Raw genomic sequence first — 24,591 nt, 5'->3', positions numbered from 1 at the left:
GGTGCCCGAGAGGTCCTGCGGCGGCGCGCCTCCGCGCGGCTCGGGTGTGACCTGGGCTTTCCTCACACAGGGACACAATGGTGTACCTCCGCTAATACCGTGGCTCCGCCGCAGCCGCTTTCCTAGCGTGGAGCCCGTGGGTCCCGGTGCACGCTCCACCCGGTGCACGGGCACCCGTCCCCCGCCCCCGCGCAGCACGGAAGGAACCACGATGGACGACTCCCTGGGCCGGGAACAGGCCGTCGGACTGCACCAGGCGCTCGAACGGGCGTCGATCGGGCGCCGCCGGCTCTGGGTCCGCTATCTCGGCCTCGGCGGGACCGCCGACGAGCTCGAGGTCGAGGCCTACCTGCACCAGTGTCTGGACCTGCCGGCCCGCGAGCGGGACCTGCTGAGCTGGGCGGCCAACACTCTGCTCGACCGCCGGTACCACCCGCGCGTCCCGTCGAGCGCCGACCTCCGGCGCCGGAGGACCGGCCACTGCGTCCCGGAGCGCACCGCCTGAGCGGACGGATCCCCGGGCCCACCCGGAACGCCCAGAGGGTTGACCCCCCTCCCGGTCGGTGGGACGCTGAGCCACATCGGAAGTCCACTGATGAATCGGGACGGGTCGAATGAAGGCGATGGTGTACCGCGGGCCGTACAAGGTCCGCGTGGAGGAGAAGGACATCCCGGGGATCGAGCATCCCAACGACGCGATCATCCGGGTCACGCTCGCGGCGATCTGCGGATCCGACCTGCACCTCTACCACGGGATGATGCCGGACACCCGGGTCGGCACGACCTTCGGACACGAGTTCGTCGGCGTGGTCCACGAGGTCGGCCCGTCGGTGCAGCGCCTGGCGCCCGGCGACCGCGTCATGGTGCCGTTCAACGTGTACTGCGGGTCCTGCTGGTACTGCGCCCGTGGGCTGTATTCGAACTGCCACAACGTGAACCCCAACGCCACCGCGGTGGGCGGCATCTACGGCTACTCCCACACCTGCGGGGGCTACGACGGCGGTCAGGCCGAGTACGTGCGGGTCCCGTTCGCCGATGTGGGGCCCTCCCCCATCCCGGAGTGGATGAGCGACGAGGACGCGGTGCTGTGCACCGACGCCCTCGCCACCGGCTACTTCGGGGCGCAGCTCGGCGACATCGTCGAGGGGGACACCGTCGTGGTCCTCGGGGCCGGTCCCGTGGGGCTGTACGCGGCGAAGTCGGCCTGGTTGATGGGCGCCGGCCGGGTGATCGTGATCGACCACCTGGAGTACCGGCTCGAGAAGGCCCGGGAATTCGCCCACGCCGAGACGTTCAACTTCGCGGAGTACGACGACATCGTGGTGGAGATGAAGAGGACCACGGACTACCTGGGCGCGGACGTCGTCATCGACGCCGTCGGGGCCGAGGCGGACGGCAACTTCATCCAGCACGTGACCTCGGCCAAGTTCAAGCTGCAGGGCGGGTCCCCCATCGCGCTGAACTGGGCGATCGACTCCGCGCGCAAGGGCGGGACCATCTCGGTGATGGGGGCGTACGGGCCGATGTTCAGCGCCGTGAAGTTCGGCGACGCGCTCAACAAGGGGCTGACCCTGCGGATGAACCAATGCCCCGTGAAGCGGCAGTGGCCGCGGCTGTTCGAGCACATCCGCAATGGCCACCTCACCCCGAGCGATCTCGTGACCCACCGCATCCCCCTGGAGCACATCGCCGAGGGATACCACATCTTCTCGTCCAAGCTGGACGGCTGCCTCAAGCCGCTCGTCGTGCCTGCCGCCTCCTGAGGCGGCAGGGCCGCGGGGCCGATCCGGAAGGTAGGAACCATGACGAACACCCCCGATCCCTCCCAGCACACCCCGTACACCGCCGGCGAACCGGTGCGCCCCGTCGACCGCGAGGCGCTGCGGGCCCGCATTCCCGGCTGGGGCGTGGACCTGGACCCCGCCGACCGCCCGTCCGTGCCGAAGCTGCGCTACGACCCGGGCGCGACGGGGGCCCACTGGGAGGTCCCCGAGCGCCAGGAGGAGAAGTGGCCGCGGGAGCGGTCGATCGAGCACGCCGGGCTCACGCCCGTCTTCGGCACCTCCTGCCCGCCGAAGGGCCTCTCCGGGGTGCTGCGCAAGCACGCCTACCGCAGGTACAGCGAGGGCCGGGCCGCGCACTGGCTGATCCTGCTGGCCGCCGACCGGGTCGACGCGTGGGAGAGCCACCTCGTCTCCTTCGCGAGCCTGCGCCCGGACAACCCGGTGACCGAGACCGGGGTGCTCAGCGAGTTCTCCCGGCACGGCGTCTCGTCCCGGCTGGGCTCCACGCGCGCCGACCTCTCGCACACGTGGTTGGACCCGGTCGTCGTCGCGGGACCGTGGGTCCTGGCGGGCGGCGCCGCGGTCGCCGCGGCACGGGCCCTGGCGCGGCGCCGCGGCTGAGGCCGGCCCCGTCCGCGGCCTCCGGGCGCGGGAGCGGCCACGTCCTCCCCCGCGGGCCGCGGAACGGTGTGGCCGGCGGGGGCGACCGTGGTCACCGGCGGGAACGGGACCCAGCGCTCAGGTGGCGGGCAGGACGGTGGCGGTGCACTCGCCGAGGTCGATGACGGAGCCGCCGGGGCCCGGGGCGGTGCCGGTGAGGGTCACGGTCTGGCCGTCGGCCAGGAACGTCATCTCGGTGCCGTCGGGCAGGGTGAAGGGTTCCTTCCCGCCCCAGGAGAGCTCCAGGAAGGACCCGCGCTGGCCGGGCTCGGGCCCGGAGACGGTGCCGGAGCCGAAGAAGTCGCCCGGGCGCAGGGATGCGCCGTTGACGCTCATGTGGGCGACCATCTGCGGGGCGGTCCAGTACATGGTGGACACCGGGGGGTGGGAGACGGTCTGCCCGTCCACGGTCACGCCCAGGGTGATGTCCAGACCCCACGGGTCCTCGCCGTCGTCGTCGAGGTAGGGAGCGAGGGGGTGCTCGCGTGCCGGGGGGGCGACGCGGGCCGCGGCCAGGGCCGCCCACGGCACGACCCACAGCGAGATCGAGGACGCGAAGGACTTCCCGAGGTACGGGCCCAGGGGGACGTACTCGAAGGCCTGGATGTCCCGTGCCGACCAGTCGTTGAACAGCACCACCCCGAAGAGGTGCTCGGCGGCGGCCCGGTCCAGGGAGACCTCTCCGGCCGGGGCGGACCCGCCCAGGACGAAACCGAGCTCCGCCTCGATGTCCAGGCGCCGGGAGGGGCCGAAGCTGGGGGTGCCGTCGGCCTCGGGGCGCAGGCCCTTGGGGCGGGGGAAGTCCTGCCCGGAGGGGATCACGGTGCCGGCGCGGCCGTGGTAGCCCACCGGCAGGTGCTTCCAGTTGGGCAGCAGCGGGGCCTGGTCGGGGCGGAACATCTTCCCGACGTTGGAGGCGTGGTGCTCGGAGGCGTAGTAGTCCACGTAGTCGGCCACGGTGAAGGGCATGTGCAGGGCGATCTCTCCCACCGGATGGGAGGAGGCCTCCACCGCCTCGTCGAGCCCGTCGGTGGTCACGACCTCGACCAGCCAGGAGCGCAGCGCGGTCCAGGTCTCGTGGCCGGCGGCCAGGAGCACGTCCAGGGTCGGCGCCGACACGGCGGGGTGGGCGCCTGCGGGCAGCACGGGTCCGGTGGTGCCGAGCGCGGCGGCCAGCGTGTTCACGTCGATGGCCCGGTTCCCGAGGCGCACCCCGAGGCGGGGGTCCCCGCCGGGGGGCGAGAAGGAGGCGTAGGGCAGGTTCTCGGGGCCGAAGCCCTCGGTGGCGAAGCGGTCGGCGGCGGTGCTCACAGGATGGATCTCCTCGGACGTGGGGAACGGACGTGGGGGACGACGGTGCCGACGGGCGCGCCCTCCCGCCCCCGGCGTTCCGGGGGCGGGAGGGCGCGCCCGTCAGGCGAGACCGTGCGGGAAGAGGCCCAGGCGCTCGAGGCTCGCGGCGGGTTCCCCGACGCTGCAGGTCCCGAAGGAGACGAACGACCCGCGCCAGGACCCGTCGGAGGCCCGGGCGAGCTCGACCAGCGGCTCCGGGTCCGTCTCGGTGAGCAGCCGGGCCACCCGCTCGGCGGGCTCGTGGGCGCGGGCCGCCTCGGTGGCCAGCGCGATGTTGAGGAATCCGTGGTGGCTGAAGCCCGTGGCGGGGTTCGTGCAGCGCACGGCCTCGTGCAGCCCGGCGGTGAGCTTGAACGGGATCCGCGCGGCCACGGCCTCGGTGAGCACCGCGGCCAGCTGCTCCGGGGCCGGGAACAGGTGCGCCTCGATCCCCCCGGTGCGGTACTTGAGGCGCAGCCCGGTGCCCTCCAGCAGCTCCAGCGCCCCGCCGCGGACCTGGTCGGCGGTCAGCTCCACGTAGACCGGGATCTCCTCCACCGCGGCGGCCTCCCGGAGCTGGGCAGCCCACACGTCCTGGTCGGACGGGTCGGTCTTGAGCTCCAGCGCGACCACCCGCAGCTCGGGCCGGGCCTGCTCGGCGGCCTCCAGCGCGGCCTGCAGCTGCCCGGCCGGCGTCACGACGGAGACCTCGACCGCCCGGTCCCCGCGATCGAGGCCCGCGGCGATCCGCCGCGCCTCGGGCAGGTCCTCGAGCTTGAGCACCGCCGGGCCCACCGCGGCGACGAGCGGGTTCGCCCACCGCCCCACGTGGTCCGCCACCGCGCGCTCCAGCGGGGCGAGCCCGGGCGGGAACGTCGCGGCGTCGTCGAAGAACCCGGCGAACTGGGCCGGGACGGTCCCCCCGGCGGTTCCCGTGGTCGGGGCGGCGCTCACGAGTTGGACCACAGACCGCCGGTCCACTCCCGGCCCGGGGTCCAGGACGTGACGTACTTGCCGTCGTCGCCCGCCAGTCCGGCCTCGCCCAGGGCCAGCGGCTGGAAGGTGTCGACCATGACGGCGGTCTCGTCGAAGTACTCCACGCCCAGGGACTTCTCGATCGCCCCGGGCTGCGGGCCGTGCGGGTGCCCGCCCGGGTGCAGGGAGACCGAGCCCTTGCCGATGCCCGAGCCCTTGCGCGCCTCGTAGTCCCCGTCCACGTAGAACATGACCTCGTCCGAGTCCACGTTCGAGTGGTAGTAGGGCACGGGCACGGCGAGCTCGTGGTAGTCGACCTTCCGGGGCACGAAGTTGCAGACCACGAAGTTGTGCCCCTCGAAGACCTGGTGCACGGGCGGCGGCTGGTGCACCTTGCCGGTGATCGGCATGTAGTCCTTGATGTTGAAGGTGTACGGGTACAGGCACCCGTCCCAGCCCACCACGTCGAAGGGGTGCTGCGGCAGGAGGTGGACCGTCCCGTCCAGGCCCGAGGGGCCGCGGCCGCGGTGCTTGACGTAGACCTCGACGTCGGTCTCGTCCCGCAGGAGCACACCGGTGGGCCCGTGCAGGTCGCGCTCGCAGTAGGGGGCGTGCTCGAGGAGCTGCCCGTACCTGGAGAGATAGCGGTGCGGCGGGGTGATGTGGGAGTTGGCCTCGACGAAGTAGAGGCGGGCCGTCTCGCCCTCCCGCAGCACCCAGCGGTGGATCGTGGCCCGGGGGATCATCACGTAGTCGCCCTCGACGGCCTCGAGCGGGCCGAACTGGGTCTCCACCAGCGCCGAGCCGCGCTCCACGTAGACGCACTCGTCGCCCACGGCGTTCTTGTACAGCGGGGAGGTCCTCCCGACCCACGCGTAGGAGAGCCGCACGTCGGAGTTGCCCAGCACCAGCCGGCGTCCGGTCACCGCATCCGTCCCGGCGGCCTGCTCCTCGGTGAACAGCTCGTGCAGCTTCAGGTGCCGCGGCAGCAGCGGGTCGTTGGGGGTCAGGGTCTGGTCGGGCAGCTCCCAGCCGCGGGTCCCGACGATCGCCGAGGGGATGTGCCGGTGGTAGAGCAGCGACGAGTCGGAGGAGAAGCCCTCCTCCCCCATGAGCTCCTCGTAGAGGATGTTGCCCTCGTCGTCCTTGAACAGGGTGTGGCGCTGCCGGGGCACGGGGCCCAGCTGCCGGTAGTAGGCCATGGCCGTCTCCTCGCATGTGGCGGTCTGTGATCCAGCTCTCCCCCCAGATAGTAAAGCGTTGTACTATATGGGGCAAGCCCTCCCCTAGAATCGACGCCATGCCCCTCGCCGACCGCACCGAACCTTCCGGGACGTCCCCCGAGTCGCCCTCCGGGACCACCTCCGGGACGTCCTCCGCCGCGCTGCCCGACTACTGGTCCTTCGTCCAGGCCGCCCAGCGCCGGATCTCCGAGGAGTTCCCCGACGCGGACCTCGCGGCCAACCGGATGTTCCTCTCGCTCAACCGGTCCTCGTCCACCGCGGTCTACGACTTCGAGTCCTCGATCCACCGTCCCGCCGGCGGGACCTGGTCGAGCTTCCGCCTGCTCCTGGCCCTCTGGGTGGCAGGCCCCCTCAATCCCCACGAGGCCGCCCGCCTGACCGGGATGAGCCGCGCGGCGGTGTCCAACCTGACCGGCACGCTGGTCGGCAAGGACCTGCTCCGGCGCGAGGCGTCCCCGGCCGACGGCCGCTCCGTGACCCTGCACCTGACCGAGGCCGGGCAGGAGAAGATCCGCACGGCGTTCCGGGCCCAGAACGACCGGGAGAGCCAGTGGGCCGAGGCACTGACCGAGGAGGAGCAGCACACGCTCGTGACCCTGCTGGAGAAGCTCATGGAGCAGCGCGAGCGGATCGGCGCACGGGCCCGCAAGTAGTGCGGCGCGCCGCCGACGACGAGACCAGGCTCCCGTTCCTGGCCGAGGCCGTGCTGCTGGCCATCGACCGCCCCGAGCCCGCCGCCGCCCAGGCGGCGCTCGACCTGACGGCTCAGCAACGCTGGGCCGCCTTTGACCGGCTGACCCGTCAAGGCCGGGGCGAGACCGCGACTGCGCGTGGTCGCCCGGGCCCTGGCGGGTGTCCTGCCCCGGGGCCGGTGGGCGGATCGGGGGTCAGTCGCGGTAGAGCAGCAGCGCCTCGCCCTGCCCGCCGCCGCCGCACAGCGAGACCGCGGCCCTCCCCGAGCCGCGGCGGGAGAGCTCGTACGCCGCGTGCAGGGCCAGCCGGGCCCCGGAGGCCCCGATGGGGTGGCCCAGCGCCACGGCGCCGCCGTGCAGGTTGGCCTGCTCCAGCGGGTAGTCGAGGTCCCGCAGCGACTGGATCAGCACGGACGCGAACGCCTCGTTGATCTCGATGAAGTCGAGGTCCTGCACGGACCAGCCGGCCTTCGCCACAGCCGCCTCGATCGCCCGGGACGGCTGGGAGTGCAGCGAGGTGTCGGGCCCGGCCACCTGGCCGGGGGCCCCGACCACGGCCAGGTGCTCGAGGCCGTGGCGCTCGGCGTACGCCCGGCTCGTGAGGACCACGGCGGCCGCGCCGTCCGACAGCGGCGAGGAGTTGCCGGCCGTGATGGTGCCGTCCTTCGCGAAGGCCGGGCGCAGCTTCGCCATCGACTCCGCCGTGGACTCCGGCCGGACGCCCTGGTCGGAGTCGACCACCAGCGGGTCTCCCTTGCGCTGCGGGACGGTCACGGGGGCGATCTCGTCGCGGAAGATGCCGTCCTCCGTGGCGCGGGCCGCGCGCTGGTGGCTCTGGGCGGCGACCCGGTCCTGCTCCTCGCGGGAGATCGAGCGCTCGCTGTTGCCGGACTCCGTGAGGGAGCCCATGGACACGCACGCGGCGACGTCCACGAGCCCGTCCTTGGCCACGGCGTCCTCGAGCTTGAGGTCGCCGTAGCTCTTGCCCTGCCGCACGCCCATCGCGAGGTGCGGGGTGTTGGTCATGGATTCCTGGCCGCCGGCCACGACGACCTCGGCCTCGCCCGCGCGGATCATCCGGGCGGCGTTGGTGATGGCCACGAGGCCGGAGAGGCAGACCTTGTTGACGGTCTCGGCGGGCACGTGCAGCGGGATGCCCGCGGCCACGGCCGCCTGGCGGGCCGGGTTCTGCCCGGCGCCGGCCTGCAGGACGTGGCCCATGAGCACGTAGTCCACCTGCTCGGGGGCGGTCCCGCCGCGCTCGAGCGCGGCCCGGACGGCGTGGGCGCCCAGTTCGGCCGCGGTGAAGGACGCCAGGTGGCCCAGGATCTTGCCCTGGGGCGTGCGGGCGCCGGACAGGACGACGACGTCGGTGGCGGTGCTCATCGGTTCTCCTCAGCGCCGCCGGGGGCGGCGGTCTCGGTGGGGTCGGTGTCGGGGGTGACGTCCTGCAGGTCGGTGCGGAAGGACGCCTCGGTCTTCTCGCGGATCTCGTCCTCGGTGACGCCGGGGGCGAGGCTGCGCAGCACGAGGCCGCCGTCCTCGACGTCGAACACGCACAGATCCGTGACGATGCGGTCGACGACGCGCACCCCGGTGAGCGGGAGGTCGCACTCGGTCTTGATCTTGGCGGAGCCGTCCTTGGTGACGTGCTCGGTCAGCACGACGACGCGCGGGGTGCCGGCGACCAGGTCCATGGCCCCGCCCATTCCCTTGACCATCTTGCCGGGGATCATCCAGTTGGCGAGGTCGCCGGTGCCGGAGACCTGCATGGCGCCGAGGATCGCGATCTTGACGTGGCCGCCGCGGATCATCCCGAAGGAGGTGGCGGAGTCGAAGATGGAGGCCCCGGGCAACAGGGTGATGGTCTGCTTGCCGGCGTTGATGAGGTCCGGGTCCTCGTCGCCCTCGTAGGGGAACGGGCCCATGCCGAGCACGCCGTTCTCGGACTGCAGCACCACGTTGACGCCCTCGGGCAGGTTGTTGGCCACGAGGGTGGGGATGCCGATGCCGAGGTTGACGTAGTCGCCGTCGGAGAGCTCGACGGCGGCGATCGCCGCCATCTCGTCGCGGGTCCAGCTCATGCCTGGTCTCCGTTCTGCTGGGTGGCCCGCCCGGCCGGGCGGGGGCGGACGGTGCGTTGCTCGATGTCCTTGGGGGCGCCGCTGTACTGCGCGACGTGCTGGACGAAGACGCCCGGGGTCACGATGTGGTCGGGGTCGATCCCGCCGACCGCCACGACGTGCTCGACCTCGGCGAAGGTGACCTTCCCGGCGGTCGCGACGATCGGGTTGAAGTTGCGCGCGGTGTAGCGGTAGACGAGGTTGCCGTCGGAGTCCCCGGTGTGCGCGTGGACCAGGGCGATGTCGGCGACGATGCCGCGCTCCTGCACGTAGGTCTCGCCGTCGAACTCGGCGTGCGGCTTGCCCTCGGCCACGAGGGTGCCGACGCCGGTCCTCGTGTAGAAGGCCGGGATGCCGGCACCGCCGGCCCGCAGCCGCTCGGCGAGGGTGCCCTGCGGGTTGAACTCGACCTCGAGCTCGCCGTCCAGGTACTGCTGGGCGAAGAGCTTGTTCTCGCCCACGTAGGAGGCGAGGACCTTTTTCACCTGGCGGTTCTCGAGCAGGACCCCGAGGCCCTTGCCGTCCACGCCCATGTTGTTGGAGACCACGGTGAGGTCCGTCACCCCGGAGTCCCGCACCGCCTCGATGAGGTCACGGGGGATCCCGCTCAGCCCGAACCCGCCCACGGCGAGCGTCATGCCGTCCCGCAGGCTCTCCGCCAGCAGCTCGGCGGCGTTGTCTCTGACCTTGGACACCCTCGTCCCTCCTTCTCCTGCGGCTGTGATTCAGCACCCAATCTAGGGAGCCCCCACATGGCGGTCAACAGAACCGGCGGATTGGCGGCAGTTCTCCTCAGTATCCGACCATTCCTGCCTCGACTGTCCATATAGTGGAGCCATGGGGCAGGAGCGGACGACGGGCACGGGAACACAGGTGGTCCACCGGGTGGGGCAGCTGCTGCGGGCCGTCGCCGGGCGGGAGCAGGGCAGCACGGTCGCGGAGCTCGCGGCCGAGACCGGGCTGACCCGCCCCACCGTGCACCGGCTGCTCACGGGGCTGGCCGAGGAGGGCCTGGTGGACCGCACCGCCGGGACCGGGGCCTGGCAGCTGGGCCCGGAGCTGTACGTGCTGGGCGCGGTGGCCGCCCACCGCTATCCGATCCGGGAGCTGGCCGGGCCATCGCTGCGCCGGCTCGCGGAGGCCACCGGCGAGAGCGCGTTCCTCTCGGCCCGCCGCGGGCTCGAGACCGTCTGCCTGGCGCGCGTGGAGGGCGCCTTCCCGATCCGCTCCCACGTCCTCTACGAGGGGCTGCGGCTGCCGCTCGGCGTGGCCTCGGCGGGGCTGGCGATCCTGGCGCACCTCCCGGACGCGGAGGTGGAGCGGGTCCTCGCGGCCACGGCCGGGGCCCGCGCCGGGTGGGGCCCGCTGCACACGCCCGAGCGGATCCGGGACCTGCTGGCCGAGGTGCGGCGGGACGGCTTCGCAGTGAACCCGGGGCTGATCGTCGAGGGCAGCTGGGGGATGGCCGCCGCGGTCTTCGACGCGACGGGCGCACCGGTCTACGCGCTGAGCCTCACGGGCATCGAACCGCGGTTCACCGGGGAGCGCCGGCAGCCCCTGGGCCGGGCCCTGCTCACGGAGGCCCACCGGCTCTCCCGGGAGCTGGGCCACCGCTGAGCGGCCCGGCCCCCGGGAGAGCCGACGGGGCACCGCGGCTCAGCACCGCTGCTCAGCACCGCGGCTCAGTACCGCGGCGCAGCACCGCCGCGCGTGGCTCAGCGCGCGGTCCAGCCGCCGTCCATCGTGTAGGACGCCCCGGTGACCATGGACGCGTGCGGTCCGGCCAGCCACGCCACGAGGCTGCCGACGTCCTCCGGGTCCACGAGCTTCTTGATCGGCGTCTCCCCGAGCATGATCCGCTCCACCACCTCGGACTGGGGGATCCCGTGCACCCTCGCCTGGTCGGCGATCTGCTTCTCGACGAGCGGGGTGCGCACGTAGCCGGGGTTGATGCAGTTGCTGGTCACCCCGTGGGCCGCGCCCTCCACGGCAATGGTCTTGGAGAGCCCTTCGAGCCCGTGCTTGGCCGAGACGTAGGCGCTCTTGTAGGGGGACGCCCGCAGCCCGTGCACGGAGGAGACGTTGACGACGCGCCCCCAGCCCCTCGCGTACATGTGCGGCAGCGCCGCGCGCACCAGCAGGAACGGGCTCTCGAGCATCAGCACGAGGATGCGGTGGAAGTCCGCGGGATCGAACTCCTGCAGCGGGGACACCTTCTGGATGCCGGCGTTGTTGACCAGCACGTCGACCTCGAGGCTCAGCCCGGCGAGGGCCCCGGTGTCGAGCAGGTCCACGGCCCAGGCCCGCCCGCCGAGCTCGCCGGCGACCCGCTGCGCGCCGGCCTCGTCGACGTCGGCCACCACCACGTGGGCGCCGGAGCCGGCAAGGGCTCGGGCGGCCGAGAGGCCGATGCCGCTCGCGCCGCCCGTCACGAGCGCGGTGCGTCCCTCGAGGCCGTTGTCCTGGAGCATGGGGATCCTTCCTTCCGTCCGCGTGCCCGCCGGGTCCGGGGCACCGGTCACCGTCACGGTATGTGATCCGGACCACGACGGCGAGCATGACCGCGCGTGTCACATTCCGTCACGACCGTCACGCGGGTTCCGAATGGCGCGGCGCCCGCCGGTGCGCTTGGATGGGGAGGTCACCATCCAGAGCGGCCGAGAGATCTGGCTCGACGACGCCGCAGCAACCCGGGCGACGGTTCCCCCGTCCCGCCTCCGGTGCTACCGCCAGGACCGATGGAAAGGACGTACGTCCCATGCTGCACAGCGCCGACCGCATCCTCACGACCCACGCCGGGTCCCTCCCCCGGACCCCGGCGCTGCTCGCGGCGAACCGGGCGAAGGGCAGCGTCCCGGAGGCCGAGTACGACCGGCTCCTGCAGGACTCGGTGGTCGACGTGGTCCGCCGGCAGGACGAGCTCGGGATCGACGTGGTCAACGACGGCGAGTACGGCCACGTCATGGCCGCGGAGGTCGACTACGGCGCCTGGTGGCACTACATCTTCGCCCGGATCTCGGGCCTCAACCCCGGCGAGGTGGACCTGTGGGAGCAGGAGCCGCAGCGCTCCTCCCCCGGCCGCGTGGTGCTGACGAGCTTCGGGGACCGCCGGGACCGCCGGATCTTCCACGAGGCGTACACGGACCCCACCTCGGGCATCACCACGGGCAAGCAGGCCCCGTTCCCGAAGATCACCGGGAGGCTGGAGTACACGGGCCACACGGCGCTGGAGGCCGACATCCGCAACATCAAGGCGGGCCTGCAGGCCACGGGCGCGAGCGAGGGCTATCTCGCCGCGCTGTCCCCGGGCTCGTGCGCCCGGCTGGAGAACACCCACTACGCGGACGAGGACGAGGTCCTCACCGCCTGCGCCGAGGTCATGCGCGAGGAGTACCGGGCGATCACCGACGCCGGGCTGATCGTGCAGATCGACGACCCGTCCATCGCGGAGAACTGGGACCAGGTCAACCCGGAGCCCAGCGTGGAGGACTACCTGGCGTTCACGCGCAAGCGGGTCGAGGCCCTCAACTACGCCCTCGAGGGCATCCCGGAGGAGCAGGTCCGCTTCCACCTGTGCTGGGGATCCTGGCACGGCCCGCACACCACGGACCTCGGGTTCGAGCACCTGGTGGAGCTCATGCTCTCCATCAACGCCGGCGGCTACAGCTTCGAGGCCGCCAACGCCCGGCACGAGCACGAGTGGAAGGTCTGGCAGGACCACGTGCTGCCCGAGGGCAAGGTCATCATCCCGGGGATCGTCTCCCACGCCACCAACGTCGTGGAGCACCCCGAGCTCGTGGCCGACCGGATCGAGCGCTTCGCCCGCCAGGTGGGCCGCGAGAACGTCATCGCCTCGACCGACTGCGGTCTGGGCGGTCGGATCCACCCGCAGATCGCCGAGGCCAAGCTCGAGACCCTCGCCCGCGGGGCCGAGCTGGCCTCCCGCCGGCTCTGGTCCTGACCTGCCCGCGATCGTCCCACCGCTCCCGCAGCCCCCCAGGAGGCAACGCATGACCATGCAGAACACCGACCACGTGCAGACCACCCACGTGGGCTCCCTGCCGCGCACCCCGCGCCTGCTCGAGGCCAACCAGCAGCACGCCGACGGCGCCATCAGCTTCGAGAAGCTCACCGACGAGCTCGCCGTGGGTGTCCAGGACGTGGTCCGGCGGCAGTGCGAGATCGGCGTGGACGTCGTCAACGACGGCGAGTACGGGCACACCATGTCCAGCGCGGTCGACTACGGCGCGTGGTGGAACTACTCCTTCTCCCGCCTCGGCGGTCTCACCCCGTCCGACGAGGACCGGTGGGCGTCCACGGAGAAGAGGCGCTCCTCGCCCGGCAACATCGTGCTCACCAGCTTCCCCGACCGCCGGGACCGCGAGCGTTTCCGGGAGGCCTACGAGGACCCGGCGTCGGGCATCCTCACCGGGCGCTCCTCGACCAAGCAGCCCAAGATCACCGGGCCGCTGACCTACACGGGACAGGAGGCGGTGGCCTCGGACGTCCGCCATCTGCGGGCCGCCATGGCGGCCACGGGGGCGGAGACCGGATTCGTCGCCGCCCTGTCCCCGGGCTCCGCGGCGCGCGTGACCAACGAGTACTACCGGACCGACGAGGAGCTCGTCTACGCCTGCGCCGACGCGATGCGCGAGGAGTACCTGGCGATCACGGGCGCCGGGCTGATCGTGCAGATCGACGACCCGTCCATCGCGGAGTCCTGGGACCAGGTCAACCCGGAGCCCACGGTCGAGGACTACCTGGCGTTCACCCGGCTGCGCGTCGAGGCCCTCAACCACGCGCTGCGCGGGATCCCCGAGGAGCAGGTCCGCTTCCACCTGTGCTGGGGGTCCTGGCACGGCCCGCACACCACGGACCTCGAGCTGAAGCACCTCGTGGACCTGATGCTGACCATCAACGCCGGCGGCTACACCTTCGAGGGCGCCTCGGCCCGGCACGCCCACGAGTGGAAGGTCTGGCGGGACCACGAGCTGCCGGAGGGCCGCGTCATCATCCCGGGGGTGGTCTCGCACTCGACGAACGTCGTGGAGCATCCCGAGCTCGTCGCGGACCGGATCGAGCAGTTCGCCTCCGTGGTGGGCCGCGAGAACGTCGTCGCCTCGACCGACTGCGGACTGGGCGGGCGCCTGCACCCGCAGATCGCGTGGGCCAAGCTCGAGTCCCTCGTGGCGGGCGCGCGCCTGGCCTCGGAGCGGCTCTACCGCTGAGCCGCTGACGTCCCCGCCGAACCGCCGGGCCCGGTCCTCCTCCTGAGGGCCGGGCCCGGCGGCGTCCCGGCGGACGAGCGCGGGAGGGGGCGGGCACCGCGGGCCGGGGCGCGCGGCCGGCCACCGGTTCCCCCTACGGGGTGGTCTGTGTCACAGTAGTGATACAGGGTTTGATCAATTTTCGCGGAGCGTGACAGGCATCACTTCCGCCCGTAGTATTCTCCTGAAATACCGAACGTTCGGTCAGACCTGTTCGGTTCCGCCGAGGACGTCGCCGTCCCCGATTCCCCTGGAGATCCCATGGCGCGCACTTCATCCGCCCCCGCCGGGCGGCACGAGATGTCGCACGAGGAGCGCAAGGTCCTCGCCGGCACCCTCGTGGGCACCACCATCGAGTGGTACGACTTCTTCATCTACGCCCAGGCCGCGGCCTTCGTCCTGGCCCCGCTGTACTTCGCGCCGCTGGGGCAGGAGAACGCCGGTCTGGCCCAGGTGGTCGCCTGGGCCTCCCTGGGCATCAGCTTCCTGTTCCGCCCGCTCGGCGCGGTGGTCGCCGGACACCTCGGCGACAAGTACGGCCGCAAGATCGTCCTGGTGCTCACCCTCGTGGGCATGGGCGCGGCGACGATGCTGATCGGCATGCTCCCCACCTACGCGACGATCGGGATCTGGGCCCCGATCTTCCTGGTGGTCCTGCGCATCATGCAGGGCTTCTCGGCCGGCGGCGAGTGGGGCGGGGCGGCCCTGATGTCGGTGGAGCACGCCCCGCGGAACAAGCGCGGGCTCTTCGGCGCCTACCCGCAGATCGGCGTGCCGCTGGGCATGCTGCTGGCCACGTCCTTCATGTTCGCCCTCACCTCGACGATGTCGCCCGAGGACTTCCAGGCGTGGGGCTGGCGCATCCCGTTCCTGTCCTCGGTGGTGCTGATCGTGGTCGGCTACCTGATCCGCAAGACGGTCGACGAGTCCCCGGTCTTCAAGGAGATGCAGCTGCGCAAGAAGGAGTCCTCGGCTCCCCTGGGCCAGCTGTTCAAGCACAACTCCAAGCAGGTCACCCTCGCGGCCCTGATCTTCGCCGCGAACAACGCCGCCGGCTACCTCGTGATCGCGTTCTTCGCCTCCTACGGCTCCAACGTGCTGGGCATGCCCCGGTCCCAGACCCTCATCGCCTCCCTGATCGGCGGGGTGGGCTGGCTCGTGTTCACGATGTTCGGCGGCTGGATCTCGGACCGGATCGGGCGCGTGCGCACCTTCCAGATCGGCTACGCCATCATCATCCTGTGGGCGGTGCCGATGTGGTTCCTGCTGGACACCGCGTCCCTGCCGCTGTTCGCCCTGGCGATCGTGATCCTCACCGTGGGCCTGGGCCCGTCCTACGGTCCGCAGTCGGCGCTCTACGCCGAGATGTTCCCGGCCCGCGTGCGCTACTCGGGCGTCTCGATCGGCTACGCGTTCGGCTCCATCATCGGCGGTGCGTTCGCCCCGATGATCGCGCAGCTGCTGCTCAATGAGACGGGGATGTCCTGGACCATCGGCGTCTACATCGCCGGCATCGCGATCGTCTCCTTCATCGCCGTGTCCCTGGTCCCGAAGGACATCCAGGAGATCGACCTGCACGTCGAGGAGGTCCACCAGGACTACCTCGCCGCCCACCCCGAGGCCGCCGAGATCCTCACGGCCGCGGAGGCCGCCGAGAAGCAGCGCGACTGATCGCCGCCGAGGCCCACGACCGAGCCGCCCGCCGGCACCCACGGGTGCGGGCGGGCGGCTCCGCTCGTGCGAACCGCCTCGAGCACACCCCGCACCACCTCCGGGCTCCCACCGGAGCCCCGCCGAAAGGACTCCTCATGACCACCGATCCCCTGCTCCCCACGGTCTCGACGGCGGTGGCGGATGTGCTGGCCGAGCGCACCGAGCACCTGTTCGGGCTGATGGGCAACGGCAACGCGCACCTGATCAGCTCGCTGACCTCCCGCGGCTTCGGTTTCACGTCCGCCCGGCACGAGGCCGCCACCGTGGCCATGGCCGATGCCTACCACCGGGCCACCGGGCGGACCGGGGCCGCCACGACCACCTACGGGGCCGGTTTCACCAACACCTACACCGCCCTCGCCGAGGCCCGGATGGCCCGCATCCCGCTGGTCCTGGTCGTCGGTGACGCCCCGAGCACCGGGCGGCGGACCTTCGACGTCGACCAGACCGGCGCCGCCCGGGCGGTGGGGGTCACCACCCTGGTCGCGACCCCGGAGAACGCGACCGCGATCACCCACCGGGCCTTCGACCTGGCCGCCCAGACCGTCCAGCCGGTGGTGCTGGCGATCCCCTACGACCACGCCACCGCCCGGCTCACCGAGCAGGCGGCGCTGGACCCGCTGCCGGGCAGGCCGGCCTGGAATGCCCCGGCCGAGGAGCTCGACCGCATCGCCGCCATACTTCGCGGCGCCACCCGCCCGCTGCTCCTGGCCGGACGCGGAGTGGTCCTGGGCAACGCCGCCACAGCGCTGACCGAGCTCGGAGACCGGCTCGGGGCCCTGTTCATGACCTCGGTGATGGCCGTGGGCGCCGTGGACTCCCCCTGGAATCTGGGCATCGCCGGAGGCTTCACCCGCGACCACCGCCTGGAGACCGCCCGCGAGGCCGACGTGGTCCTGGTCGCGGGGGCGTCGTTGAACGCCTTCCAGTCCCGCTACGGCACCCTCTTCGCCCCCGGCACCCGGATGATCCGCATCGACAACGAACCCGCCGCGGCGATGGCCCACCCGGCCGTCACCGACTACGTCCGCGCCGACCTGACCACGGCCCTGGCCGGGCTGCTGGCCCGCACCCCGGCCGCCGACCCGCAGCGCACCTGGCGGGCGGCCGCCCCCGAGGTCGCCGGGGACGCCTTCCGCTCCTCGGCCCCGGTCGAGGACCCGGCCGAGTTCGGCCCGGACGGGCGGCTCAACCCCCGGGCCGTGGTCGCGGCCCTGGAGCACGTCCTCCCGAAGGAGCGGTCGGTGGTGATGGACGGGGGTCACTTCATCGGCTGGGCCCCGATGTACCTGTCCGTGCCCGACCCCCAGGCCATGGTTTTGGTCGGCACCGCCTTCCAGTCCATCGGACTGGGCTTCGGCTCCGCGGCCGGGGTCTCGGTGGCCCGCCCGGAGCGCACCACCGTGTTCTTCTCCGGCGACGGCGGCGGGCTCATGGGCCTGGCCGATCTGGAGACCTTCCTCCGCGCCACCCGCCGCGGGGTGATCGTGGTGCTCAACGACTCGGCCTACGGCGCCGAGCTGCACCAGTACGCCTCCCAGGGCCTGGATCCCACCGCGATGCTCATCGACGAGGTCGACTTCGCCGCCGTGGGCCGGGCGATGGGCGCGGCCGGGACCAAGGCGCACACCCTCGCCGACCTCACCGCCCTGCAGGACTGGCTGGCCGGTCACGACGAGGGCGTCTTCGTCCTGGACGTGGCCATCTCCCAGCAGGTCGTCGCCGAGTTCATGACCGCCTCCCTCACCGCCGGGCGCCGACTCTGACCCCACCGGAGCCGGTGGCCCCCGCACGGATCCGACGGCCGGACCGGCCCTCCGGTCCGGCTCGACCGTCGCCATGACGTCCGCGCGCCGGCGCGGCCGCCCCGCCGGGAGGGCCCTGCGGGCGGTGGCTGATGCCGGCTGTTCACCGCCGGGCCGGTCCCGCACCGGCCGTGCTCGGTCGAGCCCGCGGCGGGGCCGTCACCGCGCTCGATGCCGACCACGCCCACGTGGAGGCCGGGTCCCCACGCGTGGCCTCGGACACCCCGGGAGCCCGGTCCGGACGGCCGCGCGCTCTGCCCCTGTCCCGGTTCCCCGGCTACTCTGGTGGCAGCGGGCAGAAAGGGTCAGATGGACGATCGGACGGTCGCCAGGACGCAGGCCAGGTTGATCCGCACCGCGCTGACGAGCACCGGGCTGGGTGCGCGCGACCTGTGGTTGCAGTACGTCCGCCTGGGCGGTGAGGTGGGAGAGCTGGAGCTCGACGCCTACCTGCACCACGCCCTGTACCTGCCGCCCCGGCACCGGGACAGCCTCGCGAGGGCCGCCAACCAGCTGGCGCCCGGCCACCGGGTCCCGTGCAGCCGTGATCTGCGCCCGGAGGAGTACCCGCCCGAGGTCTGACCGACCCGCCGGGGGGCCGAGAAGCCTACACGGCCCGCTCGGGCCGCGGAGCGGGCTTCTCGTGCTCCTTCTGCCACGGCCACCGCCCGCTGATCTCGAGCTCGAGGGACCAGCTCAGGAAGGTGCGCACGAGCACGATGAGCGCCAGCACCCCCACCGACTCGAACGTGGGGGTGATGGCGACGGTCTTGATGATGTCCGCGGCCACGAGCAGCTCCAGGCCCAGCAGGATCGAACGGCCGAGCCGCTGCCGGTAGCTCTCGTAGGTGTCGCGCTCACCGCCCCGGCGCCCCATCAGGTCCCGCGCGGCCAGGAGGCTGGCCACCACCGTGCCGATGACGATGGCGACGACACCGGCGACGTCGACGGCCTCTCCGACGAGCTCCATGGATTCCTGGAACGACATCCTGCACCTCCGGTGACTCCGGCGGGACGCGCCGGCTCGAGTCTGCGATGAGGGGGCCAGGATCTCACGGGACCGCCGTCATCCGGCGGCGACGGCCTCCTGGGCCGTGGTCCCCGGCGCGGTCCCCGGCGCGGGGCCTCGTTGCCGCGGGGGTCCGGGCGGGACCTCGCGCTCGGCCAGGACCCGGGCCGCTTCCGAGCCGGGCGCGGCGATGGTGTTCTGCAGGGCCCTCTTCAGCGCCCCCGGGTCCGTGCCGTCCACCACCGCGGCGATGTGCGAGTCCGGGCGGACGACCCACACGTCGGTGGGCTCCGGCCTCAGCGCCTCGGTGAGCTTGCCGGTGGTGTCGATGTCCGCGATGGCGTGCAGACGCAGCGGGGACTTGATGGCCGCGAGCGCCGTCTCGCGCACGAGCTCCTGGTCGACCTCCTCGCCGGTGAGCAGCAGGATCCCGTAGCGGGCGAGCTCGCGGACGCGGTCGGCCCGGACGCCCGGGACGGCGACCGGGACGTCCGGCAGCAGCACGCCGGGGACGGGGTCGGGGACCTCGCCCTTGGGCGGGCGCCCAGCGAAGGTCCGGGTGGGGTGTGGGGTGGTCAGCGGGGAGTCGACGTACCAGAAGGGCTCGGCCAGCCGGCCGGAGTCCACGTAGGTGGAGGCGGCCGGGTCCCCGAGGGCGCGTTCGAGCTTGGCGAGCCGGTCCTCCCACTGCTGGGCGTTGTGCGGGACGAGGAAGTCCATGGTGGCCTCGGTGACCTCGAGGTTCTCGATCGCCGCGGCCCGGCGCTCGAGGTCGTAGGACTCCAGCAGGGCCTCGTCGGCGTTGCCGCGCAGCACCGAGGTCAGCTTCCACGCGGCGTTCTCCGCGTCGGTCACCCCGGAGTTGAGCCCGCGGGCGCCGAACGGGGAGACGATGTGGGCGCAGTCCCCGGCCAGCAGCACCCGGCCCACCCGCATCCGGGAGGCCAGCCGGGCGTGGAAGCGGTAGACGGACTTCCAGACGATCTCGTAGTCGGTGTCCTCCCCGATGATCTGGCGGATCCTCGCGTCCAGGGCCCCGGAGGCCTCCTCGGCCTCCAGGTCGTAGTCGCCGGGGACCTGCCAGTCGATCCGGAAGGTCGAGTCCGGGCAGGGGTGGATGAGCACCTGCCGGCCGGGATTCCACTCGGGGTCGAAGTAGAACCGGCGTTCGGTGGCCCAGCCGGGGATGTCGGCGCGGATGTCGCAGATCAGGAACTTGTCCTCGAAGGAGCGGCCGTCGAAGGTGACGCCGAGCTGGTCGCGCAGCGCCCGCGCCTTGGAGCCCAGGGCGGCGATCGCGTAGTCGGCCACGATCTCGGCCTGCTCACCGTTGACGCAGGAGCACACCACGGTCACGGACTTAGCGTCCTGGTCGATCGAGACGATCTCGTGGCCCCAGACCTCCTCGATCAGCGGCTCGGCGGCGATCTTCTGTGCGAGCAGCTCCTCGGTGCGGGTCTGGGAGATGTTCACGAACGGCGGGAACGGGGACCGGCCCTTGTCCCGGAAGGGCTGGGCGAACAGTTCCTTCTCCCGGTAGAAGGTGCGCGCGGTGTCCCAGGTGACACCCTCGGCGGCGACCTGCTTGCCCACGCCCACGGCCTCCCAGATCTCCAGGACGTCGCGCTGCTGGCAGATGGCCTTGGACCCGATCGGGTCCCGCTCGGCGCGCGCGTCCAGGATCGTGACGGGAATGCCCCACCGTGCCAGCAGCAGTGCGGCGGTCTGGCCCACGGGCCCGTTGCCCAGCACCAGCACCTGGCCGGAATCAAAACGTCGCATGTCTCTTCCTCGGGTCGAGCGCGCCCGGGCCCTCCGCCGGTCGTGGGGGCCCGGGGCGCACAGAAAAAGGGGAACGGGGCCGGGACCCCGGCGGGACCGAGTCAGCCGTTCTGCAACTGGTCCCAGACCTGCCGGTCGCGCTCGGCCGTCCAGATCACGGGCCGCTCGATGCCGGAGAGCTCGTCCCACAGCCGGGAGACGTCGAAGGGCAGGCAGTGCTCGAAGATCGGCCAGTGGCCGAAGTCGTCGTAGAGGGCGGTGTGCACGGCCTCGAAGGCCTCCTTGAGGGTGCCACCGTTCTCCTGCACGGTCCCGACCTCCTCGATCATGACGTCCAGGAAGCGGCGGGTCTGCTCGATCGCCGCGTCCACGGCCTCCCGGCCCTTCGAGACCGCCCCGCGCCCGCCCACGAGCTGCTCCGCGCCCAGGGCCTTGACGGCGTCGAGGGTGTGGGAGGCCCAGTCGCGGTGGAAGGCGTCGCCGGTGTAGAGGGCCGCCTCGGCCTCGACGAGGTCCCCGGCGAAGAGGATCTTCTGCTGCGGCAGCCAGGCCACGATGTCGCCCTCGGTGTGCCCGCGGCCGAAGTGCTGGAGCACCAGGTCCCCGCGGTCCCCGCCGAGGTCGATGGTCAGCTTGTCCCGGAAGGTCACCGTGGGCCAGGTCAGGCCCGGGACGGTGTCCGCGCCCTTGGCCAGGCGCGGCATCCGGCCGAACTCGGAGGCCCAGTCCTCCTTTCCGCGCTCCACGATCAGGTCGTAGGTGTTCTCGTGGGCCACGATCGTCTCCGCGCCGAAGGCCGAGGCCCCGAGCACGCGCACCGCGTGGTAGTGGGAGAGCACCAGGTAGCGGATCGGCTTGTCGGTGTGCTTGCGCAGCTCCGCCAGCCACTCCGCGGCCACCACCGGGGTGGCCAGGGCCTCGAAGCAGACCAGGAAGTCCTCCCCCTCGATCGCCCCGATGTTGGGGTCGCCCTCGGCCGTGAGCGCGTAGACGCCCTCGGCCAGGACCTCGAGGGTCTTCTGCTTCTCGCCGAGGTCCGCCGAGGACGCGAACGACTTGGTGGTGCTCATGTGCCGTCTCCTTCGTGGGGCCCGTCCGGGCCCGGGTCGGGGACCGGGCGCGGCCCGCCCGGAATAGTCAAATGTTGTATTAGTTCCACGGTAACTCCCGGACGCCGATTTGTGAAGCAGGCCACAGCTCGTTGCGGCCGCGGGATCTGTTGACCCCGTGGGCGCACGCGTGGGATGGTTTGATGAACGATCGGTCAGTAAATTTGGGCGACGGCGCCCGGATGCCGGCCACTTCCCGTCGCGACAGGAGATCCCCCATGTCCCCAGCCCCTCAGGCCTTCCTCGTCGGAGGCGCGCGCACCCCGGTGGGCCGGTACGGCGGCGCGCTCTCCGGCGTGCGCCCCGACGACCTCGCCGCCCTCGTCGTCGGCCGCGCCGTGACCGACGCCGGGATCGACCCGCACGACGTCGACGAGGTCATCCTGGGCAACGCCAACGGCGCCGGCGAGGAGAACCGCAACATCGCCCGCATGGCCTGGCTGCTCGCCGGCTTCCCCGACACCGTCCCCGGCATCACGGTCAACCGGCTGTGCGCCTCGAGCCTGTCCGCCGTCATCATGGCCTCGCACATGATCAAGGCCGGGGCCGCGGACGTCGTCGTCGCCGGCGGCGTGGAGTCCATGTCCCGCGCCCCCTGGGTGATGGAGAAGCCCACGAAGGGCTTCGCCAAGCCGGGCGAGGTCTTCGACACGTCCATCGGCTGGCGGTTCACCAACCCCGAGTTCAAGAAGCACGACAAGATGACCTACTCGATGCCGGAGACGGCCGAGGAGGTCGCGGTCGTCGACGGGATCTCGCGCGAGGACGCAGACGCGTTCGCCGTGGCCTCCCACGAGAGGGCGATCGCCGCCATCGACGCCGGGCGCTTCGCCGACGAGATCGTGCCGGTGACCGTCAAGGGCCGCAAGGGCGCGGAGAGGGTCGTGGACACCGACGAGGGGCCCCGTCCGGGCACCACCATGGACGTGCTGGCCAAGCTGCGCCCCGTGGTGACGCACGGTTCGGTCGTCACCGCCGGCAACTCCTCCTCCCTCAACGACGGGGCCTCGGCGATCCTCGTGGTCTCGGAGCGGGCCGCGGAGAAGTACGGGCTGACGGCTCGGGCCCGGATCGTCGACGGTGCCTCGGCCGGGGTGGCCCCGGAGATCATGGGCCTCGGCCCCGTTCCCGCCACGCAGAAGGTCCTCGAACGCACCGGGTGGGGCATCGGCGACCTCGGCGCGGTCGAGCTCAACGAGGCCTTCGCCAGCCAGTCCCTGGCCTGCATCCGCCGCCTGGGCCTCGACGAGGGGATCGTGAACAACGACGGCGGGGCCATCGCCCTGGGCCACGCCCTGGGCTCCTCCGGCTCCCGGCTGGTCGTGACCCTGCTGGGCCGGATGGAGCGCGAGGGCGCGGAGCGCGGCCTCGCGACCATGTGCGTGGGCGTGGGCCAGGGCACCGCGATGCTCGTGGAGAAGCTCTGATGGTGGGCCCCAGCGAGATCCTCGGCGCGCAGTTCACCGCTCTGCGGCTCGAGGAGCGCGAGGACCGCCTGCACGTGGTCCTGGACCGCCCCGCCGTGCGCAACGCCATCGACGCGGCCATGGTCGAGGAGCTCCACATTGTGTGCGGCTACCTCGAGCAGCACCCCAAGATCCTGATCCTCTCGGGCACCGAGGTGAACGGCAAGGGCGTCTTCGCCTCCGGGGCGGACATCGCGCAGCTGCGCGAACGGCGCCGCGACGACGCCCTGGCCGGGATCAACTCCAGGATCTTCGACCGGATCCACCGGCTGCCCCTGCCCGTGATCGCCGCGGTGGACGGTTACGCCCTGGGCGGTGGCGCGGAGCTGGCCTACGCCGCGGACTTCCGCATCGCCACCCCGCAGCTGAAGATCGGCCAGCCCGAGACGAACCTGGGGATCATCGCCGCCGCCGGCGGGCTGTGGCGGCTCAAGGAACTGGTCGGGGAACCGATCGCCCTGGACATCCTGCTCGCCGGCCGGATCCTCGACGCGGACGAGGCCCTGGCCCTGCACCTCGTCACCGAGCTGCACGAGCCCGCCGAGCTGGTGGGAGCCGCGCACGCACTGGCCGACCGGATCGCCGCCCAGGACCCCCTGGCCGTGCGCATCTCCAAGCGGGTCTTCGCCGCCCCGCCGTCCGCCCACCCGCACATCGACGAGCTGGCCCAGGCCGTGCTCTTCGAGTCGCAGGCGAAGTTCGACCGCATGCAGGCCTTCCTGGACCGCAAGAAGAACAAGAAGTAGGAGCACCCGGACCATGACCGAGAAGCACGCGCTGGCCGTTCCCACCGTCGTCGGCGTCCTGGGCGGAGGCCGCATGGGGGCAGGCATCGCCCACGCCTTCCTGCTCGCCGGGGCGAGGGTGACCGTGGTGGAGCGGGACGGGCAGGCCGCCGAGGCCGCGCGGGAGCGGATCGAGCGGGACCTGGCCAAGTCCCTGGAGCGCGGGAGCGTGGACGGCAACCTGGACCAGTGGGCCGGGAACCTCACGGTCTCCCTCGACCACGCCGACCTCGCGCCGTGCGAGCTCGTCGTCGAGGCCGTCCCCGAGGTGTGGGACCTCAAGGTCTCGGCCCTGCAGGAGGTCGAGCGCCACCTGGGCCCGACGGCGTGGCTGGCCACCAACACCTCCTCGCTGTCCGTGGACGGGCTGGCCGAGCAACTGGGACGCCCCGAGCGGTTCTGCGGGCTGCACTTCTTCAACCCCGTGCCGGCCTCGAAGCTCGTGGAGGTCGTGAACTCGAAGCACACCGGAGAGGAGCTCAAGCGGCGCTCGGTGCAGTGGGTCGAGGGCCTCGGCAAGACCCCGGTGGTCGTCAACGACGCCCCCGGCTTCGCCTCCTCGCGGCTGGGCGTGGCGATCGCCCTCGAGGCGATCCGCATGGTCGAGGAGGGCGTGGCCTCGCCCGCCGACATCGACAACGCCATGGTGCTGGGCTACAAGTTCCCGGTCGGCCCGCTGGCCCTGACGGACATCGTGGGACTGGACGTGCGCCTGGGCATCGCCGAGTACCTCGAGTCGCAGCTCGGCCCGCGCTTCGCTCCCCCGCAGCTGATGCGGGACATGGTGGCCCGGGGCGAGCTCGGCCGCAAGACCGGCCGGGGCTTCTTCGCCTACGACCAGTGAG

Annotated in this window: 23 protein-coding genes and 1 riboswitch; of the genes, 13 read left to right on the top strand and 10 right to left on the bottom strand. The window is 72.2% G+C overall.

Annotated features, from left to right (window positions below; translation table 11 throughout):
* Nucleotides 1–211 precede the first annotated feature (211 nt).
* The 3 genes from ABD220_RS15530 to ABD220_RS15520 all read left to right on the top strand — a co-directional run bounded on the left by ABD220_RS15530 (nucleotide 212) and on the right by ABD220_RS15520 (nucleotide 2,405).
* A complete protein-coding gene (locus tag ABD220_RS15530) occupies nucleotides 212–505 on the top strand; it encodes a hypothetical protein (RefSeq protein WP_344124083.1) in 294 nt (97 codons plus the stop codon).
* A 109-nt stretch (nucleotides 506–614) separates the two neighbouring features.
* The gene (locus tag ABD220_RS15525) at nucleotides 615–1,763 is read left to right on the top strand and encodes a zinc-dependent alcohol dehydrogenase (protein WP_344124081.1); all 1,149 of its coding nucleotides are present in this window, start codon (nucleotides 615–617) and stop codon (nucleotides 1,761–1,763) included.
* A 39-nt stretch (nucleotides 1,764–1,802) separates the two neighbouring features.
* Nucleotides 1,803–2,405, top strand: coding sequence for a hypothetical protein (locus ABD220_RS15520; protein ID WP_344124079.1), 603 nt, complete (start codon nucleotides 1,803–1,805; stop codon nucleotides 2,403–2,405).
* A 117-nt stretch (nucleotides 2,406–2,522) separates the two neighbouring features.
* Here ABD220_RS15520 and fahA read toward each other — a convergent pair whose 3' ends face one another.
* From fahA to ABD220_RS15505, 3 genes are all read right to left on the bottom strand, one after another.
* A complete protein-coding gene (gene fahA / locus ABD220_RS15515) occupies nucleotides 2,523–3,755 on the bottom strand; it encodes a fumarylacetoacetase (RefSeq protein WP_344124077.1) in 1,233 nt (410 codons plus the stop codon).
* Between the two features lie 102 nt (nucleotides 3,756–3,857).
* A complete protein-coding gene (locus tag ABD220_RS15510; RefSeq protein ID WP_344124075.1) occupies nucleotides 3,858–4,730 on the bottom strand; it encodes a hypothetical protein in 873 nt (290 codons plus the stop codon).
* Nucleotides 4,727–5,953, bottom strand: coding sequence for a homogentisate 1,2-dioxygenase (locus ABD220_RS15505; RefSeq protein ID WP_344124073.1), 1,227 nt, complete (start codon nucleotides 5,951–5,953; stop codon nucleotides 4,727–4,729). Before ABD220_RS15505 ends, ABD220_RS15510 begins: the two co-directional genes overlap by 4 nt.
* A gap of 98 nt (nucleotides 5,954–6,051) precedes the next feature.
* On the opposite strand from ABD220_RS15505, the gene ABD220_RS15500 reads away from it, so the two are divergent.
* The gene (locus ABD220_RS15500; RefSeq protein ID WP_344124071.1) at nucleotides 6,052–6,648 is read left to right on the top strand and encodes a MarR family winged helix-turn-helix transcriptional regulator; all 597 of its coding nucleotides are present in this window, start codon (nucleotides 6,052–6,054) and stop codon (nucleotides 6,646–6,648) included.
* A gap of 234 nt (nucleotides 6,649–6,882) precedes the next feature.
* Here the strand turns inward: ABD220_RS15500 and ABD220_RS15495 are convergent, their stop codons facing one another.
* Genes ABD220_RS15495 through ABD220_RS15485 form a run of 3 tightly spaced genes read right to left on the bottom strand, consistent with a single transcriptional unit; the run spans nucleotide 6,883 to nucleotide 9,505 of the window.
* Nucleotides 6,883–8,073, bottom strand: coding sequence for an acetyl-CoA C-acetyltransferase (locus ABD220_RS15495; protein ID WP_344124069.1), 1,191 nt, complete (start codon nucleotides 8,071–8,073; stop codon nucleotides 6,883–6,885).
* A complete protein-coding gene (locus ABD220_RS15490; RefSeq protein WP_344124067.1) occupies nucleotides 8,070–8,771 on the bottom strand; it encodes a CoA transferase subunit B in 702 nt (233 codons plus the stop codon). Before ABD220_RS15490 ends, ABD220_RS15495 begins: the two co-directional genes overlap by 4 nt.
* The gene (locus ABD220_RS15485; protein ID WP_344124065.1) at nucleotides 8,768–9,505 is read right to left on the bottom strand and encodes a CoA transferase subunit A; all 738 of its coding nucleotides are present in this window, start codon (nucleotides 9,503–9,505) and stop codon (nucleotides 8,768–8,770) included. Before ABD220_RS15485 ends, ABD220_RS15490 begins: the two co-directional genes overlap by 4 nt.
* 142 nt (nucleotides 9,506–9,647) lie before the next feature.
* Between ABD220_RS15485 and ABD220_RS15480 the strand changes: the two genes are divergently transcribed.
* Entirely contained in the window at nucleotides 9,648–10,427 is a 780-nt protein-coding gene (locus ABD220_RS15480; protein ID WP_344124063.1) for an IclR family transcriptional regulator, read from the top strand.
* 98 nt (nucleotides 10,428–10,525) lie between these two features.
* Here ABD220_RS15480 and ABD220_RS15475 read toward each other — a convergent pair whose 3' ends face one another.
* Nucleotides 10,526–11,281: a 3-hydroxybutyrate dehydrogenase gene (locus ABD220_RS15475; RefSeq protein WP_344124062.1), complete on the bottom strand. Its 756-nt coding sequence runs from the start codon at nucleotides 11,279–11,281 to the stop codon at nucleotides 10,526–10,528.
* Between the two features lie 170 nt (nucleotides 11,282–11,451).
* A riboswitch (SAM riboswitch) is annotated at nucleotides 11,452–11,555 on the top strand.
* A gap of 13 nt (nucleotides 11,556–11,568) precedes the next feature.
* On the opposite strand from ABD220_RS15475, the gene ABD220_RS15470 reads away from it, so the two are divergent.
* The 5 genes from ABD220_RS15470 to ABD220_RS15450 all read left to right on the top strand — a co-directional run bounded on the left by ABD220_RS15470 (nucleotide 11,569) and on the right by ABD220_RS15450 (nucleotide 18,177).
* The gene (locus ABD220_RS15470; RefSeq protein ID WP_344124060.1) at nucleotides 11,569–12,771 is read left to right on the top strand and encodes a cobalamin-independent methionine synthase II family protein; all 1,203 of its coding nucleotides are present in this window, start codon (nucleotides 11,569–11,571) and stop codon (nucleotides 12,769–12,771) included.
* 49 nt (nucleotides 12,772–12,820) lie between these two features.
* Nucleotides 12,821–14,038, top strand: a complete 1,218-nt coding sequence (locus ABD220_RS15465) for a cobalamin-independent methionine synthase II family protein (RefSeq protein WP_344124058.1) — start codon at nucleotides 12,821–12,823, stop codon at nucleotides 14,036–14,038.
* Nucleotides 14,039–14,338: 300 nt separating this feature from the next.
* The gene (locus ABD220_RS15460; protein ID WP_344124056.1) at nucleotides 14,339–15,748 is read left to right on the top strand and encodes an MFS transporter; all 1,410 of its coding nucleotides are present in this window, start codon (nucleotides 14,339–14,341) and stop codon (nucleotides 15,746–15,748) included.
* Between the two features lie 137 nt (nucleotides 15,749–15,885).
* Nucleotides 15,886–17,556 (top strand): thiamine pyrophosphate-binding protein, encoded by a 1,671-nt coding sequence (locus tag ABD220_RS15455; RefSeq protein WP_344124054.1) that lies wholly within the window; start codon nucleotides 15,886–15,888, stop codon nucleotides 17,554–17,556.
* 348 nt (nucleotides 17,557–17,904) lie between these two features.
* Nucleotides 17,905–18,177, top strand: a complete 273-nt coding sequence (locus ABD220_RS15450) for a hypothetical protein (RefSeq protein ID WP_344124053.1) — start codon at nucleotides 17,905–17,907, stop codon at nucleotides 18,175–18,177.
* A gap of 25 nt (nucleotides 18,178–18,202) precedes the next feature.
* On the opposite strand, the gene ABD220_RS15445 is transcribed toward ABD220_RS15450, so the two are convergent.
* The 3 genes from ABD220_RS15445 to ABD220_RS15435 all read right to left on the bottom strand — a co-directional run bounded on the left by ABD220_RS15445 (nucleotide 18,203) and on the right by ABD220_RS15435 (nucleotide 21,456).
* The gene (locus ABD220_RS15445) at nucleotides 18,203–18,583 is read right to left on the bottom strand and encodes a DUF1622 domain-containing protein (protein WP_344124051.1); all 381 of its coding nucleotides are present in this window, start codon (nucleotides 18,581–18,583) and stop codon (nucleotides 18,203–18,205) included.
* Between the two features lie 78 nt (nucleotides 18,584–18,661).
* Nucleotides 18,662–20,386: an FAD-dependent monooxygenase gene (locus ABD220_RS15440; protein ID WP_344124050.1), complete on the bottom strand. Its 1,725-nt coding sequence runs from the start codon at nucleotides 20,384–20,386 to the stop codon at nucleotides 18,662–18,664.
* A 101-nt stretch (nucleotides 20,387–20,487) separates the two neighbouring features.
* Nucleotides 20,488–21,456, bottom strand: coding sequence for an MBL fold metallo-hydrolase (locus ABD220_RS15435; protein WP_344124048.1), 969 nt, complete (start codon nucleotides 21,454–21,456; stop codon nucleotides 20,488–20,490).
* Nucleotides 21,457–21,713: 257 nt separating this feature from the next.
* Here ABD220_RS15435 and ABD220_RS15430 point away from each other — a divergent pair, with 257 nt between their 5' ends.
* Genes ABD220_RS15430 through ABD220_RS15420 form a run of 3 tightly spaced genes read left to right on the top strand, consistent with a single transcriptional unit; the run spans nucleotide 21,714 to nucleotide 24,590 of the window.
* Nucleotides 21,714–22,922: a thiolase family protein gene (locus ABD220_RS15430; protein ID WP_344124047.1), complete on the top strand. Its 1,209-nt coding sequence runs from the start codon at nucleotides 21,714–21,716 to the stop codon at nucleotides 22,920–22,922.
* Nucleotides 22,922–23,707, top strand: coding sequence for an enoyl-CoA hydratase/isomerase family protein (locus tag ABD220_RS15425; RefSeq protein WP_344124045.1), 786 nt, complete (start codon nucleotides 22,922–22,924; stop codon nucleotides 23,705–23,707). Before ABD220_RS15430 ends, ABD220_RS15425 begins: the two co-directional genes overlap by 1 nt.
* A 13-nt stretch (nucleotides 23,708–23,720) precedes the next feature.
* The gene (locus tag ABD220_RS15420) at nucleotides 23,721–24,590 is read left to right on the top strand and encodes a 3-hydroxyacyl-CoA dehydrogenase family protein (RefSeq protein WP_344124043.1); all 870 of its coding nucleotides are present in this window, start codon (nucleotides 23,721–23,723) and stop codon (nucleotides 24,588–24,590) included.
* The last annotated feature ends 1 nt before the right edge of the window (nucleotide 24,591 follow it).

Origin of the sequence: Kocuria aegyptia (assembly GCF_039530085.1) — a bacterium.
Taxonomy (GTDB): domain Bacteria; phylum Actinomycetota; class Actinomycetes; order Actinomycetales; family Micrococcaceae; genus Kocuria; species Kocuria aegyptia.
The sequence above is the reverse complement of the archived record's forward strand: the minus strand, read 5'-3'. Positions and strand labels throughout refer to the sequence as shown.